This is a genomic window from Rhizobium sp. CG5, assembly GCF_023701945.1.
Lineage (GTDB): Bacteria > Pseudomonadota > Alphaproteobacteria > Rhizobiales > Rhizobiaceae > Allorhizobium.
This window is the reverse complement of sequence record NZ_JABAEF010000015.1, coordinates 92,850-110,129: the sequence shown is the minus strand read 5'-3', so window position 1 is coordinate 110,129 and position 17,280 is coordinate 92,850. Positions and strand designations below refer to the sequence as shown.

The window sequence follows — 17,280 nt, the reverse complement described above, 5'->3', positions numbered from 1 at the left end:
ATGATATTCGATCCTGCGATTGCGTTGCATACGGCTTCGGTGACTTGGCTGGTGTTGGCGGTGCCACCCACGTCAGGGGTCAGGATACCCGCTTCGGTCACGCGCTCGACGGCGCTCATCAGCCGTGCGGCGGCGTCGCGTTCACCGAGATGCTCGAGCATCTGCGCGGCAGTCCAGAAAGTGGCGATCGGGTTGGCGATACCCTTGCCGGTAATGTCGAAGGCAGATCCGTGGATCGGCTCAAACATTGATGGGAAACGGCGCTCCGGGTCGATGTTGGCCGTCGGCGCAACCCCGAGGCTGCCAGCGAGAGCACCAGCCAGATCCGACAGGATGTCGGCATGCAGATTGGTCGCCACTATCGTATCCAGCGTCTCCGGCTTCAGCGTCATGCGCACCGTCATTGCATCAACCAGCATCTTGTCCCAGGTGACATCCGGGAACTCCGTCGCCACTTCGGCCGCGATCTCGTCCCACATCACCATGCCATGGCGCTGGGCGTTCGACTTGGTGACGACAGTCAGCAGTTTGCGCGGGCGCGCCTGGGCCAGCTTGAAGGCGTAGCGCATAATGCGGGTCACGCCGACGCGGGTGAAGATCGCCACTTCCGTGCCGACCTCTTCCGGAAGGCCCCTATGGGCGCGGCCGCCATGGCCGGAATACTCGCCTTCGGAATTCTCCCGCACGATGACCCAGTCGAGATCGCCTGGACCGCAATTGCGCAAGGGCGGCGTGATGCCGGGCAGGATCTTCGTCGGGCGCACATTGGCGTACTGGTCGAACCCCTGGCAGATCGGCAGGCGCAGGCCCCAGAGCGTGATATGGTCGGGAACGTCAGGGGCGCCGACCGCACCGAAGAAGATCGCATCGAACTTCTTCAGCGTGTCCAGCCCGTCGGCCGGCATCATCACGCCGTGCTTCTTGTAATAGTCCGAACCCCAGTCGAAGGTTTCGGTATGGATCTTGAAGTCGCCGCTGCGCTGTTCCAGCGCCTCCAGAACCTGAAGACCCGCAGCTATAACCTCAGGACCAATCCCATCCGCAGGGATCGCTGCAATCTTGTATTCACGCATGGGAAGTTCGCTCCTGTTCAAGGGCTAGCGCTCAGGGTCAAGCGCCGGACGCATGGCCCGTGGCCATGACGAATGATGGATCGGCGGCTTATTCTCAGCCGCCGACCAAACCGAGGTTACTTGCCGCTTTCGCTGATCAGCTTCGTCAGTCGCTCGACTTCAGACGCGAACTTCTGGTCAAGCGCCGCCGGTGTCGCCAGATCTTCCGATACCGGTGCGGTTCCAAGGCTCGCAAAACGCTCGATCACGACCGGATCCTTGAGTGCGGCGCGCAACGCTTCCGCAAGCTTGCTGCGGATGGCTTCAGGCGTTTCCTTGGGTGCCCAGAGCGCATGCCAGGCACTGAGCTCGAACCCTTGCAGGCCGCTCTCTTCCACAGTCGGAAGATCTGGCAGCACGCCAATCCGCGCCTTCGTTGTCACCGCATAGGGATGAACCTCACCGGCCTTGATCTGGGTCGTGGTGTTGGTCGTCTGGTCGCAGGCGAGATCGATGCGACCTCCAATGAGATCGGTCATTGCGGGGCCCATGCCCTTGTAAGGGACCAGAGTGATCTTGGTGCCGAGCGCGTCCTGCAGCAACCTGCCGCAGAGATCGGAAACGGCACCCGTGCCGGCGGTCCCGAAGGTGACGGCAGGCCCGTTTGCCTTCACATAGGAGAGGAGATCGGTGAACGTCTTCGGCTCGAAGTCCTTCCTGCCGACGACCGTCATCGGGACCTCGGTAATCAGCCCGACGCTCGAAAAGTCTTCGATCGGCTTGTAGGTCAGGTTCGGGTAGAGCGCAGCGAAAGTGGCCACCCCGATATGGTAGAGCAGCAACCGGTAGCCATCGGGGTCCGCCTGCGCCACTGTTGCGGCACCAAGCGAGCCGCCAGCGCCGCCCATGTTTTCGATCAGCACCTGCTGGCCAAGGGTCGTGGACATCGACTGCGCCACCAGGCGCGCCACGGTGTCACTCGGTCCACCTGCCGCTGCAGGCACCACGATTGTGATGGGTCGATCAGGATAGTTCTCCTGCGCCAGCACCATATGGCTGGACATGGCAAACAGGACACCTGTGAGGGACAACAGTACCTTTTTCATCGCGCTTTCCTCCCTGAGATCGCGAAGGATGCCTCCACATCCTTTTCCATGCTATCTTGCATGCAAGCTTACATTTATTGATGCGCGCCCGTTTGTCAAGCTCCAGGAGAGCGGCTATAACGAGCCTTGAAACAACGACAGGCAGTTCATGATCAGGACGATCGACATTCCCGGAGCCGCGCCACGCGATCCGGCCACAGAACAGAATTCAGCAAACTCCGACATCAACGGTTCGGGTCGGGTTTCTGCCGCCTATCTCGCCATCAAGGAGGCGATACGCTCCAATGCGTTTCCCCCCGGGTACCAAGCCGCAGAAATTGAAATTGCGCGTCAGCTCGGCATGAGCCGAACCCCGGTGCACGAAGCCATGGCGCGACTGCAGGAAGACGGACTGGTCCGGATACTTCCCAAGAAGGGCATCATCATCTGCGCCCTGTCTCCCGCGGACATCGAAGAAATCTACGAAGTCATCACCGCGCTCGAGGGTGCCGCGGCGGCACGGCTCGCCCGGCTGCCGATGGAGGAACGCGCGCCCGTCATCCAGCTTCTGAAGGCCGCCACAAAGCGGATGATTGAGGCATTGGCCGACAACGACCTTCCACGATGGGCTGTGGCCGACGAGGATTTTCATCAGACTCTCGTAATAGAGAGCGGAAACAGCCGCCTCATGCGGATGGCGGGGACCGTCGCCGATCAATTGCATCGCGCCCGCATGTTCACCCTCAACCTACGGCCCTTGCCGCTGCACTCGGCCGGTGAGCATGCGGAAATCATAGAAGCAATCGAGCAGGGTGATGGGGATGCGGCGAGCCGCGCCGCACGGCTGCACCGCAAACATGCTCATGACGCATTGATCCCCCTTATTGCTCGATACAATCTACGCAATCTCTAGGTTGTCGGTTGCGGCGATCTGAACGACGCGGAGATTGTTGGTGCTGCCCTGTTGCGCAAATGGAAATCCCGCCACGATGACAATGTGATCGGAGGGACTTGCCAGCTTTGCTTCCTGCACCGCCTGTTGCGCATGAATCAGCGACGCCTCATAGGTGTGGACATCTTGTGATCGCACGCCGACAACCCCCCAGAACATGTTGAGCCGGCGCGCGACTTGTTCGGACGGAGTGAGAGCCAGAATTGGCAATGCCGGTCTGGCACGCGAAATTCTGGCCGCGGTTGTTCCGCTCGATGTATAGGCCACCACAACCGGCGATCCCAGAGCCACGGCAACGTTGGCTGCTGCAGTGGCAACTGCATGCGGCGGTGATTGAGCGACATCGGGTTCCGTTGCCTCAAGGATCGGCCGGTAGTGCTTGTGCTTCTCCGTCTTCTCGATGATCCGGTTCATAATTTCGACCGCCTCCACCGGGTAGGCGCCTGTTGCGGTCTCGGCGGAAAGCATGACGGCATCTGCCCCATCATAGATGGCACCGGCAACGTCCGAGGCTTCAGCGCGCGTCGGCGTTGGCGAACTCACCATCGAGTCGAGCATCTGTGTGGCGACAATCACGGGCTTGGCCGCTAGCCGGCATGCACGGATGATTTCCTTCTGCTTGCCCGGAACGTCCTCCGGCGGGATCTCCACGCCGAGATCACCTCGCGCAACCATGACGCTGTCCGAAAGCCTGACAATATCCTCGATGTCATCGAGGGCAGACGGCTTCTCGATCTTGGCAATGAGGCCAGCCCTGTCTCCAACGAGGGACCGGGCTTCGATCATGTCGCGTGCCCGCTGAACGAAAGAAAGTGCGACCCAGTCGACGCCAAGCTCGAGCCCGAATTCCAGGTCCTCACGATCTTTCGCCGTGAGCGGGGAAATGTCCAGGACAGCGCCGGGCACGTTGACACCCTTGCGGTTCGACAAGGCGCCTCCATTGAGGACCTCGCAAACAAGCCGCCCGTCCATCACCTCCATGATCCGGACTTTTATTCTACCGTCGTCGATCAGGAGGTCCATTCCGGGCACCGCCACCTCGAAGATTTCCCGATGAGGTAGCGGAATATCGTTCATTCCTTCACCACCCTCACGGCCAAGGATAAATCCGATGGTGGATCCAAGTGCGAGATCGAGCCTGCCATGTGCCAGAACTCCGATCCGGATCTTCGGACCCTGAAGATCCTGCAGCACGGCGATAGCAGCATCATGCTCCTGCTCAAGAGCCCGGATGTTCCTATAGACTTCCGCGTGATCGGCCCGGGCACCATGGCTGAAATTCAGCCGGAACGTATCGACACCGGCGAGAAACAGTGAGCGAAGCATGTCGGGCGAACTTGACGCCGGTCCGACCGTCGCGACGATCTTTGATCGCCGGTTGTTGCGTATGAACATGTCCAAACCTAACCTATGAGAATTGCGCGGATGTCGTTGACGTTCGTAAGCGTTGGGCCTGTGACCACCAGGTCGCCGATGGCCTTGAAGGCCGTGTAACTATCATGGGCAGACAAGGTCGCCCGTGGATCGATACCAGCATCGCGCATTCGGATAAGACTGTCCGGCGCGACCAGCGCACCGGCAGCATCCTCGACACCGTCGATACCATCAGTATCACCGGCGATGGCCCAGATGCCGGAAGCTCCCTTAAGGGCAACCGCAAGGCTTAGAAGGAATTCCGTATTTCTTCCACCTCGCCCGTCGGTCATGCCACCAAGGGACACAGTGCCCTCACCACCGGACAGGATGATGGCAGGTGCTGCTATAGGCAGGCCCTTGTCGCGCGCGGACAGCGCGATGCCCGCCATGACACGCCCCATTTCGCGAGCCTCACCTTCCAGGGCATCTCCGAGGATAAGTGGACACAAGCCGGCATCTAGCGCAGCCGCGGCGGCCGCATCGAGCGCTATCGAGGGGGCAGCAACCAGCCGAATCTCGCCTGCGACCCCCTCTGCCTTAGGCGTCTCGTTGCCTTGCACCAGCACTGCGCGCGCAGACTCGGGCAGGTCAATGCCGTAGCGGGCGACGATGGCTGCTGCGTCTGCCAAGGTGGTCGGATCCGCGACCGTTGGACCCGAGGCGATCTCCGATGGATCATCACCCGGCACGTCGGAGATGACCAGTGTCACCAGTTTTGCTGGCAGTGCTGCGCGGGCCAGACGGCCTCCCTTGATAGCGGAAAGATGCTTACGGACGGTGTTCATCTCGGAGATGGTAGCACCGCTGGCAAGCAGTGCCTGATTGACCGCCCTTTTGTCGGCCAAAGTCATCTTGCCCGCAGGCGATACAAGCAATGACGAACCGCCGCCGGAGATGAGAGCCACCACGAGATCGTCCGGACCAAGGCCCTGAACCGCAACGAAAATCTTCTCTGCAGCCTTGATGCTCATCTCATCCGGGACGGGGTGGGAGGCCTCCAGGATTTCGATGCGTCCCGCCGGAACGGCGTGGCCGTAGCGAGTGACCACGATGCCCGAGAGATCGACATCGGGCCAGGCGGCGTCGACCGCAGCCGCCATCGCAGCCGACGCCTTGCCCGCTCCCACCACAACGCAGCGACCTCTGGGACGCTCTGGGAGGTTGTTGACAACAGCTATTTTCGGATCCGCGCTGGCAACGGCTGCGTCGAAAATTCGACGCAGCACCTGGCGAGCGGACACATCGTTCCAGGTCATTCTGCAGCGGCCATCTTCAAGATATTCGATCCTGCGATTGCGTTGCATACGGCTTCGGTGACTTGGCTGGTGTTGGCGGTGCCACCCACGTCAGGGGTCAGGATACCCGCTTCGGTCACGCGCTCGACGGCGCCCATCAGCCGTGCGGCGGCGTCGCGTTCACCGAGATGCTCGAGCATCTGCGCGGCAGTCCAGAAAGTGGCGATCGGGTTGGCGATACCCTTGCCGGTAATGTCGAAGGCAGATCCGTGGATCGGCTCAAACATCGATGGGAAACGGCGCTCCGGGTCGATGTTGGCCGTCGGCGCAACCCCGAGGCTGCCAGCGAGAGCACCAGCCAGATCCGACAGGATGTCGGCATGCAGATTGGTCGCCACGATCGTATCCAGCGTCTCCGGCTTCAGCGTCATGCGCACCGTCATTGCATCAACCAGCATCTTGTCCCAGGTGACATCCGGGAACTCCGTCGCCACTTCGGCCGCGATCTCGTCCCACATCACCATGCCATGGCGCTGGGCGTTCGACTTGGTGACGACAGTCAGCAGTTTGCGCGGGCGCGCCTGGGCCAGCTTGAAGGCGTAGCGCATAATGCGGGTCACGCCGACGCGGGTGAAGATCGCCACTTCCGTGCCGACCTCTTCCGGAAGGCCCCTATGGGCGCGGCCGCCATGGCCGGAATACTCGCCTTCGGAATTCTCCCGCACGATGACCCAGTCGAGATCGCCTGGACCGCAATTGCGCAAGGGCGGCGTGATGCCGGGCAGGATCTTCGTCGGGCGCACATTGGCGTACTGGTCGAACCCCTGACAGATCGGCAGGCGCAGGCCCCAGAGCGTGATATGGTCGGGAACGTCAGGGGCGCCGACCGCACCGAAGAAGATGGCATCGAATTTCTTCAGCTTGTCCAGCCCGTCGGCCGGCATCATCACGCCGTGCTTCTTGTAATAGTCCGAACCCCAGTCGAAGGTTTCGGTATGGATCTTGAAGTCACCGCTGCGCTGTTCCAGCGCCTCCAGAACCTGAAGACCCGCAGCTATAACCTCAGGACCAATCCCATCCGCAGGGATCGCTGCAATCTTGTATTCACGCATGTCTTTTCTCCACTTTGAGATTTAACGATGTTGGACCGGGGCGACTTTGCCCCCGTTTTCCGGTGCGGTACGCGACAACACGAGCGTCACGATCGCGGATACGACCAGCAAGCCGGCGACGAAGTAGAGCCCGCCCGCAAAGCTGCCCGTAGTGTCTTTGATCCAGCCGATCATCGAGGGACCAACGAAGCCGCCCAGGTTACCGATCGAGTTGATGGTAGCGATACCGGCTGCGGCCGCTGGTCCTGACAGGAAGAGCGTGGGCATGCTCCAAAGCGGCGGCTTCGAGCAGCTGATGCCGATGTTAACCAGCGTCAGCGCAATAAGGACGGTGAAGACGCTTGTCGCACCCGTGGCAAAGGCAAGCCCGACGGCGGCAAGCAGACACGCGCCAACCACATGCCAGGTCCGTTCACCGGTCTTGTCGGAATGACGCGCCCAGAGAACCATTGCAACAACTGCGAAAATGCCCGGTACCGCGTTGATAAAGCCGACCTGAAGGGACGATAGGCCGAACTCCTTGATGATCTGCGGCGCCCAGATGCCGAGGGTGTAAAGGCCGGCGGACGTACCGAAATAGACAAGGGCGAGCGCGATAACCCGAATGTCAGCGAGCCCTGCAAGAATGCTGTGGCTGGCCTTGCCCTTTGCGGCCTGCTCAGCGTTCATCGTCTTCACAAGCCAGTTGCGCTCATCTTCCGAGAGCCACTTGGCTTTTTCCGGACGGTCGGTGAGGTAAAAGAGGACGACGACGCCGAGGATGACCGCAGGAGCGGCTTCAATCAGGAACATCCACTGCCAGCCGGCAAGACCGAGGAAACCATGCATCTCCATGAGCGCTCCGGAGATCGGCGAACCGAGGACGGTCGAAAGCGGGGCTGCGGCCATGAAAATCGCTGTCACTGCCGCACGTCGACGAGCCGGAAACCAGAAGCTCAGGTAAAGGATAATCCCCGGGAAAAAGCCCGCCTCGGCAACGCCGAGAAGGAAGCGTAACGCATAGAAACTTGTTGTTCCCTGTACGAACGCCATGAGGCCGGACACGATCCCCCAGGTGATCATGACGCGGGCAATCCAGATGCGCGCACCGACTTTGTTGAGAATGAGGTTGGACGGAACTTCGAACAGGAAGTAGCCGACGAAGAAGATGCCTGCGCCGATACCGAAGACGGTCGAGGAAAAGCCGAGATCCTCGTTCATGGTCAATGCGGCGAAACCGATATTCACCCGGTCCAGGAACGCTACAAAATAGAGCAGCATGATAAATGGCACGATGCGCAGAGTGATTTTGCGCAGAACGCGCGTCTCCAGGTCGCTGTTCATAGCGAACTCCTCCCAATGATCCGTTGGGCGCACCTCCTGCGCCTTCAGGAAAGACGTTAATTCTTACTTTCCTCCCAAGCGACAATGCTTTAATTATATAATTAAATGTTATAAAGGCATGTCATGGAACTGGAACAATTAAAATGCTTCGTCGCTGCGGCCGAAGAACTGCATTTCGGTAGGGCTGCGCAGAAAATGGGAATATTACCGGCATCGCTGGGACGGCATTTAAGACTGCTGGAGGAGTCCCTCGGCACTCGCCTCATGTCCCGGACAACCCGAAGTGTCGCCTTGACCGAAGATGGAGTCGCCCTGCTAGAGGAGGTGAGGCCCCTTCTTCATCGTCTCCAGACACTTGCGGAAGAGTTTCGATCAAGGAAAACGCAGCAGGCGACCGTGCTCCGCATAGGTGCGATAGACAGCGCTGCAGCAGGTCTTATACCGCCGCTGCTGCATGATTTTCGGGAGCGATTCCCCGGGATCATCACGCAACTTGTCGAAGACAAGTCGATACGTCTCATTCCAAAACTGATTGCCGGGCGTCTGGATATCGTCTTTATTCGACCTCGAGACGGACTGAACCGGAACCTGGTCGTTCGCACCCTGACGCAGGAAACACCCGTTATTGCACTGCCTGTCACGCATCCGCTCGCGAACCGCGAGCGGATCTCCGTCGATGAACTGCGCGAGGAGCCCCTCATCGTGCCAGAGCGTCGCTCTCGTCCCCACAGCTATGACCTGACCATGAAACTCTTCGAGGACGCCGGACTACACCCGCGCATCGCTCAGATTGCTGACGAGAAACAAACGATTATCAACCTCGTTGCGGCAGGAATCGGATCCGCCATCGTCCCCCGCTGGACCGCGAAACTCGCGGTATTCGGGGTGACTTTCGTTCCCCTCATGACGGTTGGCGGCATTTCACTCCGGAAACTGCCTCTTGCCGCAGCCTGGGCAAAAGCTGTTCGTGATCCCGGACGCGACCAGTTGCTGGAACTTCTCGACACAAACATCGACCGATATGCCGAGCAGGCGTAGGCTCGCCCGCCTCTTCATTCCATCTGTCTGCACCCGATAGAGAGGCGGACGCCAACATCTGGTTCCTCTTCGCTCTTGAAGGGTATCGAACCCTTGACGCGTAGTTTTCGAACCGCAACCTACAGAAACTTCAGCGCCCCAACTCTCAACGTGTCGATGCGCAAGATCCCTAATTGTATCGGGCCCGCTCCCCAATTGCCGGAAATCAGGCTAATCCGTCGAAAACTCACAAGACATGCCTGATCAATCAAGGACAACCAGTGTTTCTGCCCCTGCTGTAGAGGAGCTTGCCTTATGGACCCCAAGCAATATTGCGGAGCCACCATCAGCCAACGCCGATAGAACCGACCAAACGACAGGGTGCAGTGCTTCATCCAGCGCGGAGAATGGCTCGTCGAGCAAAATTAGTTTTGGCTTGCGAAGGGCAGCGAGCGCTATGTTCAGGCGCTGTTTCTCGCCGCCAGACCATGAAGACACCGGCAGGGTCCAGAGTCGTTGCGGCAAGGCCAATCGATCCAACAGCTCGGTGATATCGGCCGAACTTGTTTCTGCGCAAGCAGCTTCATTTGCGAGGTCTGCTGCCAATTTTCCGGGGATCGCCGGCAAAAATTGGGTACAGTAACCAATGGCCACGCTTCGAATTGAAACGAGTTCCGCGACCGATATGTCGAAGAGATCTCGCTGCCCGTCACCAACACACAAGAAGGCACTTCCTCGGCTCGCTCTTTTTGTCCCATACAGCACATCGAGCACCGTCGATTTTCCCGACCCTGAACCGCCGACGATCAATCCTATTTCACCGGCCCTCAATCTAAAGCTCACCGGACCGACGGCTCGTGCTTCGTAGTCCTTTTCCAGGTTCTCGACACGCAAGATGTCCATAGCCGTCCTCAAATCATTGCCGCGACGAGGTCGCGGGCCGCAGGATGACAAGGATCAGCGATGAGCCGGTCTGGTGGAGCCTCCTCGACGATCCTGCCTTCGTCGAGCACGATCACGCGGTGGGCGATCAGCCGGGCAATCCGGAGATCATGTGTCACAAGCAACATGGCGACGCCCGTTTGGCGCTGAAGCCCCGAAAGCAATGAAAGAAGACGGACCTGCACCGAGGTATCCAAACCAGTCGTCGGCTCGTCCAGACAGAGAACCTTCGGTCCGTGGACCAGCGCTCGCGCAATCTGCAAGCGCTGCTGCATGCCACCGGAAAACAAACTCGGCAGGTCGCCCATCCTTGCGACATCGAGATCGAGTGCAGCGAACCAGTGCTGCGCTGACGCCATCGCTCGGCCAAAATTGCGCTCGCCATTGTCGAACAGAGGCTGAACGATGTTCGCGGCGGCACTTTGTGCCATATCGAGGGTGTCACGAGCATTCTGAGCGACTATCCCGACGTTCCGACGTCGCTGTGAAACCAAAGCCTGCTCGGGAAGCTCATAGATCGAGATCGGGCCATCGGCGGATTGGTGTAGCACCCTCCCCTCGTGCGGACGCAAAAGCCCGCCCGCCATGCGCAGCAGCGTCGACTTTCCCGCTCCGGATTTCCCGACGAGACAAAGCACCTCTCCAGGATAGAGGACGAACGACGTGTCCGGCGCAATCCGCCTATCATATGAAACGCGACCAAGCGTCAGGACGGGAGAAGGTAGCCTAAGCACCGGCAACCTCCTTTGATCTTTGTTCGCAACATTCGGTATCGGAGCATACCCATTCGCTTGTCCCATCATCCTTCTGGAGAAGGTGGTCGAGATGACTGGTTGCGCATCCGCAAATGACACACTGCCGTCCGTCATCAGGATAGCCGGGGTCAAAAGGTATATCGTCGAATGCAAGGCTTTCGACATGGGTGTAGGGTGGCAATGCATAGAGCCGACGCTCTCGCGCCGCGCCGAATATCTGAATTGCCGGCGAACGGTGGAGACTAGCGTTATCTCGCTTCGGTATCGGTGACGGAGACATCAAATATCGCCCTTCGACCATAACCGGGTAGTCATACCCTGGCTGGACTGCACCACGACTACCGGTTCTTTCCTCGAACAGCCGAGCGTACACACGGCCGTAATCCGCGTGTGCGTGCATGCGAGAGGCCTCCTTGGCCGAGTTGACGAAGGCGCGCAAAGGGTCTGGTCTCGGCACCTGATAAACGACGATCTGCCCCTCCTGGAGCTTTGCCTCGGGGACACGCTGGCGGACCTGTATGAGTGTTGCCTCAGGCGTGCGGGTCGTGGTGGTTACGAAAGCCGTCCTCGTGAAGAAGGACCGAATGTTGACCGCATTCACCGTGTCGTCTGAGCCATGGTCGGTAACCTTCAGCAAGTCCTCCTCATTGATCAGGCTTGCCGTGACCACCATGCCCCCTACCCCCCAACCGTAGGCTATCGGCATTTCCGGTGCGACGAACGGCACCTGATAGCCCGGGATGGCCAGGGCCTTCAGGATTGTTCGTCTCACAGATCTTTTGCTGTCCTCATCGAGGTAGCCGAACGTTTCATTCATGCGTAGACCTCGCACGCCGGATCAGCTCCAGATCGGATTGAAAGTCGGAATAGTGAGGCAATTTAAGGTGCGATACGTAGCCGGCTGCTTCCACGCCGTCGCTATGGGAAAGCACCAGCTCAGGATCAAGCCCTGCTTTCAGTGCCTGATCCACGGTGGCCATAGCGACAGCTTTCCTCTCGTTCGTCCCGAACGCAACACCGAAGCCTGGCGAGAGATGGGATTGCTTGCCGTCCAGAACCGGCGCCACCATACGGCAGATAGTGATGTCTATATCCCCGATCGAAACGGTAAGCCCCAGATCCTCCAGCTCGACCAGGATCTCAACCTGACCTGCCGACAGCTCTTCCACATAGGGATGGGACGCGCCGGCAGTGCGCAGCCGTGTGTAGGCAAGACCAGTCAGAAACCCCTCTTCTCCACGAACCAGATGGCCGAGCGTCTCGGATGGTCCGTAAGGCGGGCGGACCGGGACACGAGTGATATCGACTGGTTCATAATCCCGGTTCCCGCTCGGCTCGCAGTCTGGGGAAACAAGCAAGTCCTGATAGGGTGATGTATGCAGTGCTAGCGCGGCAGAATCTTGGACGAAACCTCTTTCATCCTGCAACTCATCGTCAACCACCGCGCGATCAGCGCAGGAGCGCGCCTCTAGCAAGGAAAAATCGAGAAGCCTATGGGTGTAGTCGTAGGTCGCTCCAAGGATCTGGCCGCCGGCGAGCTCTTTCGTGGTCGCGGAGATATGCCGATCGAGGCAAATATCCGTGAATTCTATGGGCTCGCAATGGCCCATGCGCCGAAGCGTGGCGCGGTGAGCCCGCAATAGGAAGGTCGCCTCCGACAGATCGCCTTGCGCCTGCTTCAGAGCGAGAGCCGCGAGGTCTCGATCGTAAAGGGCGCCTTCCGTCATCACCCGGTCCACTGCACCCCGCATCTGCTCCCTTATCTGGGCGACGGTCAATTCCGGCACATCGGGATCGCCACGCCGGGCACGCGCTAAGGCTTCGAGGCTCCTGGCAATGGCAACTTCTCCCCCCTTAGCCGGCACATACATCGGCGATCTCCAATCTGACGCTTCGGGGGAGACATGCGCACAGTTCACCCGCCGTAAAGATCACATCGATTCCGAGCGGGTAGAGCGCGTTATTCTGCGCCCATGCGGCAGGAAACATTTTCGGCAATCCAATCGGCGCCAGGCTAGCGCCGTTTGGCCCTACTCCCGGGCCAGCAAGCCGCCATGGCTCACCACCGGTGAGTGAAACGACTTCTATGAGCATGGTCGTGGAAAGGTGCGGGTCGACAAGCGTTCCGACGGGAAAGCCATCGAAGCCGTTAAAGCGTTCTCCGCTACAGAGTGCGAAAACACAGTTTACCCGACTCGCACTCGGCAACTGTGCCTTGGTCGCATTCGCCTTGATTTCGGCGAAGCCTTCATCAATCCAGACCGGCGTCGTCGTATCCGCGAGTGTCATGAGGATAGCGGCATGGGCGAGGTGTCCTCCGCGCACACTCATCATCTTGCCCGGATAGGCGAATGCCTGAAGGAGGTTTCGATAGGCCTTTCGGTCCTCGTAAGCTTTCTGGGGTCCACGCTGATCGATCGCAATTTTCACGGCGTTTTACCCCCTCGCGCGGCAGTGAAAAAATGTGCCGCTGTCGCTTGAGCCGTATTTGCCCGGCGCTGCCGGCTCACCGAGATGGCGGACTCGGCCGGCTGCAGCAATTTCGGCCTGAGTTCGCCATACATCTGAGGATCCTGGAGCAGCGCATCGAAAACCGCCACAAGCTCAGCCCTTTCAAGATCGCTGCCCAGGACCACGCCATAACCACGCCGACCGGCCAGCTCTACAACGCAGCGCGATACGGTCGCTTCGCCGAGATGAAATGCGGTTTTCGTCACGGGTGTTTTCGCACGCAGCTGGATCAGACCAATCTCTGGCCCCACAAGCCGACGTACATCAGCGCACTGCGGACAGTCTTCAAAAGATGCCCGCAGCAGATCAATGGGCGCGCGGGCGAGCACAGCCATCCAATGGCGACGCTCGCTCTGGACGCAATCGGGATCAGGCGCGGCTGACTTTGGCGTCATAAACATCTTCCGGAGCGAGCGGAACGAGGCGATCGCCCATTTCGCGCTTCAGTGCGGCAAGGCGCACTTCATCGTCGGCGGTGCGATTTTCCTTGCGAGCAAGCTCAAGGAATTCGGGCCGCACATGACCTGGGCGGATCGTAACCTCGACTACCGTACCGCGGTATGTAAAACGGAAATAATACCGTCCCTTCGGGCTTTCCTCGATGCCGTCCCAACCCAGCGAACGGTCGACCACGTACCGACCGTCGGTCAGCCCTCTGGTAACAAATTCGAAGGCATCACGTCCACCAGGACCCGGAAACGCCGTATCGATACGGATTTCACGCCGTTCGACGGGACGTCCTTCATCCAGTAGCGGAAACGCCCGCTGCATGACCTTGAGGCCGTGCGCAACGCCACCGGGAAAACCGGGACCATGGTATTTGAGGAGTTCGGCAAAGCTCACGGTGAAGGCTTCGCCATTCTCAAGATAGGTAATCGTGTCCAATGTAGGCTCCTGTTCTTGGTTTAGGATGAAAAGACGGTTGCCCCAAAGATCGGGGAAACGATATCAGGTCGGCCAACAGCGCCGGTGTGCCGCACGAAAGGCACCCCGTAGAGGCGGGCGAGCTCGCCATCCGTCATCATGTCGGCCGTGGGGCCATAGAGAACCTCGTCTCCGGCATGCATCATCAAAGCCCGATCGGCGAGGATCAAACCATGCTGTGGATGATGGGTGGTGAAAACGATCGTGTGGCTGCGAGCCTGCCTCAGCCGCATCAGGACACCGAGCAGCAGGTTTTGATTGGCAAGATCAAGGGAAGCTGCGGGTTCATCGAGCACGAGAACTTTGGCCTCTGTCGCCAATGCCCGCGCAAGCAGGACGATCTGTCGCTCGCCGCCGGAAAGGTGACCGAAAGAGCGTCCTGCAAATTGAGAGGCGCCGACTGTGGCCAACGCGGACAAGGCAGCGATCTCGTCAGCCTTTCCCGGCAGCCCGAAGAGCCCCAGGCGCCCGGCTCGCCCCATCATCACGATGTCAAGGCAACGATGCTGATCTCCGCCACCTTGTGACTGCGGTACATAACCGACAACGGCAGGCATCGTTCGGGTGCCTTCACTCAGCTCCAGGGATCCTAGCAAGGTGCGCAGAAGCGTGGTTTTACCGCGGCCATTACAGCCCAGGATCGCCAACACCTCACCATGCGGCAGATCAAAGCTGACATCGCGAAAAATCCAGCGCTGACCCCGCCTCATTCCTGCATTTGAGAGTGCGATCATTGGGTCGCCCCAATCCGCGCCTGCCTTGTGCAGAGGAGGTAGATGAAGACCGGTGCACCAATGACAGCCGTAAGAATGCCAAGCGGCAGCTCGGCGCTGATAATTGCTCGTGCAAGCGTGTCGATCACCACCATAAAACTCGCCCCAAGCAATGCGGCCGTGCCATGAAAGCGCCGATGCCCTTCCCCGACAAGGAGGCGCGCCGCGTGCGGAATGACGAGCCCCACCCAACCGATGACACCGGCCACGGCTACAGAACCGCCAATGATCACCGAGATTACGGAAAAGACGAGCCAACGCGAAAAGCCGACATTCACACCGAATGAACGCGCTTCTTCGTCACCCATCGACAGGACCGCAATCCGAAAGCGCAAACGATAAAGAATGATGATGGCAAGCAGGATCACCGGGCCATGTTCGCCGACCTTCCTCCAGCTTGCCGATGAGAAACTGCCCATCAGCCAGAAGACGATCGCAGGAAGCGAAGTTTCCGGATCAGCCACGTATTGCGTCAGCGAGATCATCGCTGAAAACAACGCATCAATGACGATACCTGCCAGCACGATCGAAAGGATCGTGCGCCCTGCTACACGTGAGATGACCGCAACCAGCACAAGCGCGAAAAGAGCCGAGCTGAAGGTAGCGGCAAACAACACGGTAGCGCCACCGCCGACCAGCAGCGTCAGCGCCCCACCGAGCGCCGCCCCCGATGAAACACCTAGCACACGCGGCGACACGAGTGGATTGCGGAACAGAGCCTGAAGTGCTGCACCGCATAGAGCAAGTCCTGCACCAACGATCGCCGCCAGCAAGATGCGTGGCACACGAACGTTGATGAGAATGCGCTCCTCCATAGTTTCTGGCGCAAGCGCGCCAGAAAGCCAACGAGCCGCGATGTTCAGGACATCAGCAAGCGGTATGCTGAACCGGCCAACTGATGCCGAGACAACGATCGCCACTACAAGAAGCAAGAGCAATGCCGACCAATGTATGACCGCGCGTGCGGTCGACTGATCCGGATGATCGGTTCCGGCAGGGGCCAGTGTCATTTGCGAGCGAACTGTTGATAGTTCGAAGCGCTGGCGTTGAGATCGAGCTTCAAGACAGCGTCGATTTCGTCTTCCGTAGGAGAATAGTTGTAGAGCCGTTCAAATCCCTTTTTCACCTCGGCGCGCAGATCGAAATGGAAGAGGTTCGGATGAGCAAGGTTTGCAAGCCACATCCAGGTAAACGGGCTTTCGTGGCTGGCGCTATCCCATACATATCCACCATTCGGTGTCTTGTAGACACGCCCGGTCTTGGCGGCGGTAGTCTGCGACAAAACTTCGTTCTCGAGTATCGTTTCGCGTCCGGCGTCAGTTTCCGCAGCTGTCAGCATGATAAGGTCGGGGTTCCACGCTGCAATTTGTTCTGCGTTGACTTCTGCCTGAACACCCAGGCCCTTGCCAACATTGTCGCCGTCAACCAGCGTGATGAAGAAGTTCTGGTAGCTCTTTTCCCCCGTCGCAGTGAATTTGCCTTTGGAGGAGCGCAGGTGAAGGATCTTCGGCTTGCGTTCCGCTGGGTGTGCCGCAAGCGTGGATTTGACGTCTGCAATGACTTCGTCACGCCACGCAAACAGAGCCCTCGCCTTTTCCGGTTTGCCAAGAATGTTTGCCACGAGGCTGATGTTTTCGCGGGCGAGCTCTTCCGTACCGCCATTGCCGCCTCCGACCATCAGCGCGACCGGAATACCGGCGTTCCGCAGTGGCGCCACGAGTTCGTCTCCTCGACCGCCCCATTGGATGACGAGATCGGGCCTGAGCGCCGCGATTGCTTCGACATTCGGCATCCAGCCATTGCCGCCCTCCGCGACGATACCGCTTTCAATGGACGCGGCATCTGGAAACATCTTCTTGAGTAGGCCGGTTTCGAATGCTTTGCGTGAGCCGGGGTTCATGCCGACGAGATGTTCCGACGTCCCATCAACCGCGATCACTGTCGCAGCACCCGGCTGCGGCAACGTTACGATACGCGTCGCGGGCTTCGGAAGAGTGACTTCAGCGCCAGTCACATCCTTGAATGTGATGGGGTCCGCAAGCAAGGGCGCCGGCGCCAGAGCCAGAATCATTGCTGCGGAGGAGAGAAGAAACTTCGAAAACATCAGGCACCTCAGAATATGAGTGTTGCAGTCATGTTTTTCGTATATAGGGAGAAGCGTCTTATCAAGTCGAACAAATCGG

Annotated in this window: 18 protein-coding genes; 2 read left to right on the top strand and 16 right to left on the bottom strand. The window is 59.2% G+C overall.

Features of this window, described 5'->3' with window-relative positions:
• Together HGO38_RS22290 and HGO38_RS22285 are read right to left on the bottom strand one after the other, a co-directional pair.
• A partial coding sequence (locus tag HGO38_RS22290; RefSeq protein WP_250958070.1) for a tartrate dehydrogenase occupies positions 1-1,073 on the bottom strand: 1,073 nt, incomplete at its 3' end.
• A 116-nt stretch (positions 1,074-1,189) separates the two neighbouring features.
• Complete coding sequence (locus tag HGO38_RS22285) at positions 1,190-2,158, bottom strand: tripartite tricarboxylate transporter substrate binding protein BugD (RefSeq protein ID WP_060719965.1); 969 nt, start codon at positions 2,156-2,158, stop codon at positions 1,190-1,192.
• A 148-nt stretch (positions 2,159-2,306) separates the two neighbouring features.
• Between HGO38_RS22285 and HGO38_RS22280 the strand changes: the two genes are divergently transcribed.
• On the top strand, positions 2,307-3,050 hold the full coding sequence (locus tag HGO38_RS22280; RefSeq protein ID WP_156551357.1) for a GntR family transcriptional regulator: 744 nt from the start codon (positions 2,307-2,309) through the stop codon (positions 3,048-3,050).
• Here the strand turns inward: HGO38_RS22280 and pyk are convergent.
• The 4 genes from pyk to HGO38_RS22260 are packed head-to-tail and all read right to left on the bottom strand — an operon-like array spanning position 3,036 to position 8,175.
• Positions 3,036-4,484 carry a pyruvate kinase gene (gene pyk / locus HGO38_RS22275; RefSeq protein ID WP_060720094.1) on the bottom strand — a complete coding sequence of 483 codons (1,449 nt, stop codon included), beginning with the start codon at positions 4,482-4,484 and terminating at the stop codon, positions 3,036-3,038. The genes HGO38_RS22280 and pyk overlap by 15 nt on opposite strands.
• A gap of 8 nt (positions 4,485-4,492) precedes the next feature.
• Positions 4,493-5,761 (bottom strand): glycerate kinase type-2 family protein, encoded by a 1,269-nt coding sequence (locus HGO38_RS22270; protein ID WP_071201628.1) that lies wholly within the window; start codon positions 5,759-5,761, stop codon positions 4,493-4,495.
• The gene (locus tag HGO38_RS22265; RefSeq protein ID WP_071207341.1) at positions 5,758-6,852 is read right to left on the bottom strand and encodes a tartrate dehydrogenase; all 1,095 of its coding nucleotides are present in this window, start codon (positions 6,850-6,852) and stop codon (positions 5,758-5,760) included. The genes HGO38_RS22270 and HGO38_RS22265 overlap by 4 nt, the downstream gene beginning before the upstream one ends.
• A gap of 21 nt (positions 6,853-6,873) precedes the next feature.
• A complete protein-coding gene (locus HGO38_RS22260; protein WP_046802348.1) occupies positions 6,874-8,175 on the bottom strand; it encodes an MFS transporter in 1,302 nt (433 codons plus the stop codon).
• Positions 8,176-8,298: 123 nt separating this feature from the next.
• Here HGO38_RS22260 and HGO38_RS22255 point away from each other — a divergent pair, with 123 nt between their 5' ends.
• Positions 8,299-9,213: a LysR family transcriptional regulator gene (locus HGO38_RS22255; RefSeq protein WP_071201483.1), complete on the top strand. Its 915-nt coding sequence runs from the start codon at positions 8,299-8,301 to the stop codon at positions 9,211-9,213.
• Positions 9,214-9,456: 243 nt separating this feature from the next.
• On the opposite strand, the gene HGO38_RS22250 is transcribed toward HGO38_RS22255, so the two are convergent.
• Genes HGO38_RS22250 through HGO38_RS22205 form a run of 10 tightly spaced genes read right to left on the bottom strand, consistent with a single transcriptional unit; the run spans position 9,457 to position 17,201 of the window.
• On the bottom strand, positions 9,457-10,095 hold the full coding sequence (locus HGO38_RS22250) for an ATP-binding cassette domain-containing protein (protein WP_070149870.1): 639 nt from the start codon (positions 10,093-10,095) through the stop codon (positions 9,457-9,459).
• Between the two features lie 8 nt (positions 10,096-10,103).
• Positions 10,104-10,868, bottom strand: coding sequence for an ATP-binding cassette domain-containing protein (locus HGO38_RS22245; protein WP_070149958.1), 765 nt, complete (start codon positions 10,866-10,868; stop codon positions 10,104-10,106).
• The gene (locus HGO38_RS22240; protein ID WP_062553581.1) at positions 10,861-11,706 is read right to left on the bottom strand and encodes an alpha-D-ribose 1-methylphosphonate 5-phosphate C-P-lyase PhnJ; all 846 of its coding nucleotides are present in this window, start codon (positions 11,704-11,706) and stop codon (positions 10,861-10,863) included. Before HGO38_RS22240 ends, HGO38_RS22245 begins: the two co-directional genes overlap by 8 nt.
• The gene (locus HGO38_RS22235; protein ID WP_070149869.1) at positions 11,699-12,760 is read right to left on the bottom strand and encodes a carbon-phosphorus lyase complex subunit PhnI; all 1,062 of its coding nucleotides are present in this window, start codon (positions 12,758-12,760) and stop codon (positions 11,699-11,701) included. Before HGO38_RS22235 ends, HGO38_RS22240 begins: the two co-directional genes overlap by 8 nt.
• Complete coding sequence (phnH, locus tag HGO38_RS22230; RefSeq protein ID WP_070149868.1) at positions 12,744-13,319, bottom strand: phosphonate C-P lyase system protein PhnH; 576 nt, start codon at positions 13,317-13,319, stop codon at positions 12,744-12,746. The genes HGO38_RS22235 and phnH overlap by 17 nt, the downstream gene beginning before the upstream one ends.
• Positions 13,316-13,795, bottom strand: a complete 480-nt coding sequence (gene phnG / locus HGO38_RS22225) for a phosphonate C-P lyase system protein PhnG (RefSeq protein ID WP_070149867.1) — start codon at positions 13,793-13,795, stop codon at positions 13,316-13,318. Before phnG ends, phnH begins: the two co-directional genes overlap by 4 nt.
• The gene (locus HGO38_RS22220; RefSeq protein ID WP_062553577.1) at positions 13,770-14,285 is read right to left on the bottom strand and encodes a hypothetical protein; all 516 of its coding nucleotides are present in this window, start codon (positions 14,283-14,285) and stop codon (positions 13,770-13,772) included. Before HGO38_RS22220 ends, phnG begins: the two co-directional genes overlap by 26 nt.
• Before the next feature lie 20 nt (positions 14,286-14,305).
• The gene (locus tag HGO38_RS22215; protein ID WP_070149866.1) at positions 14,306-15,058 is read right to left on the bottom strand and encodes an ABC transporter ATP-binding protein; all 753 of its coding nucleotides are present in this window, start codon (positions 15,056-15,058) and stop codon (positions 14,306-14,308) included.
• Positions 15,055-16,107 (bottom strand): FecCD family ABC transporter permease, encoded by a 1,053-nt coding sequence (locus tag HGO38_RS22210; protein WP_070149865.1) that lies wholly within the window; start codon positions 16,105-16,107, stop codon positions 15,055-15,057. The genes HGO38_RS22215 and HGO38_RS22210 overlap by 4 nt, the downstream gene beginning before the upstream one ends.
• Entirely contained in the window at positions 16,104-17,201 is a 1,098-nt protein-coding gene (locus HGO38_RS22205) for an ABC transporter substrate-binding protein (RefSeq protein ID WP_070149864.1), read from the bottom strand. The genes HGO38_RS22210 and HGO38_RS22205 overlap by 4 nt, the downstream gene beginning before the upstream one ends.
• Positions 17,202-17,280: the final 79 nt, after the last annotated feature.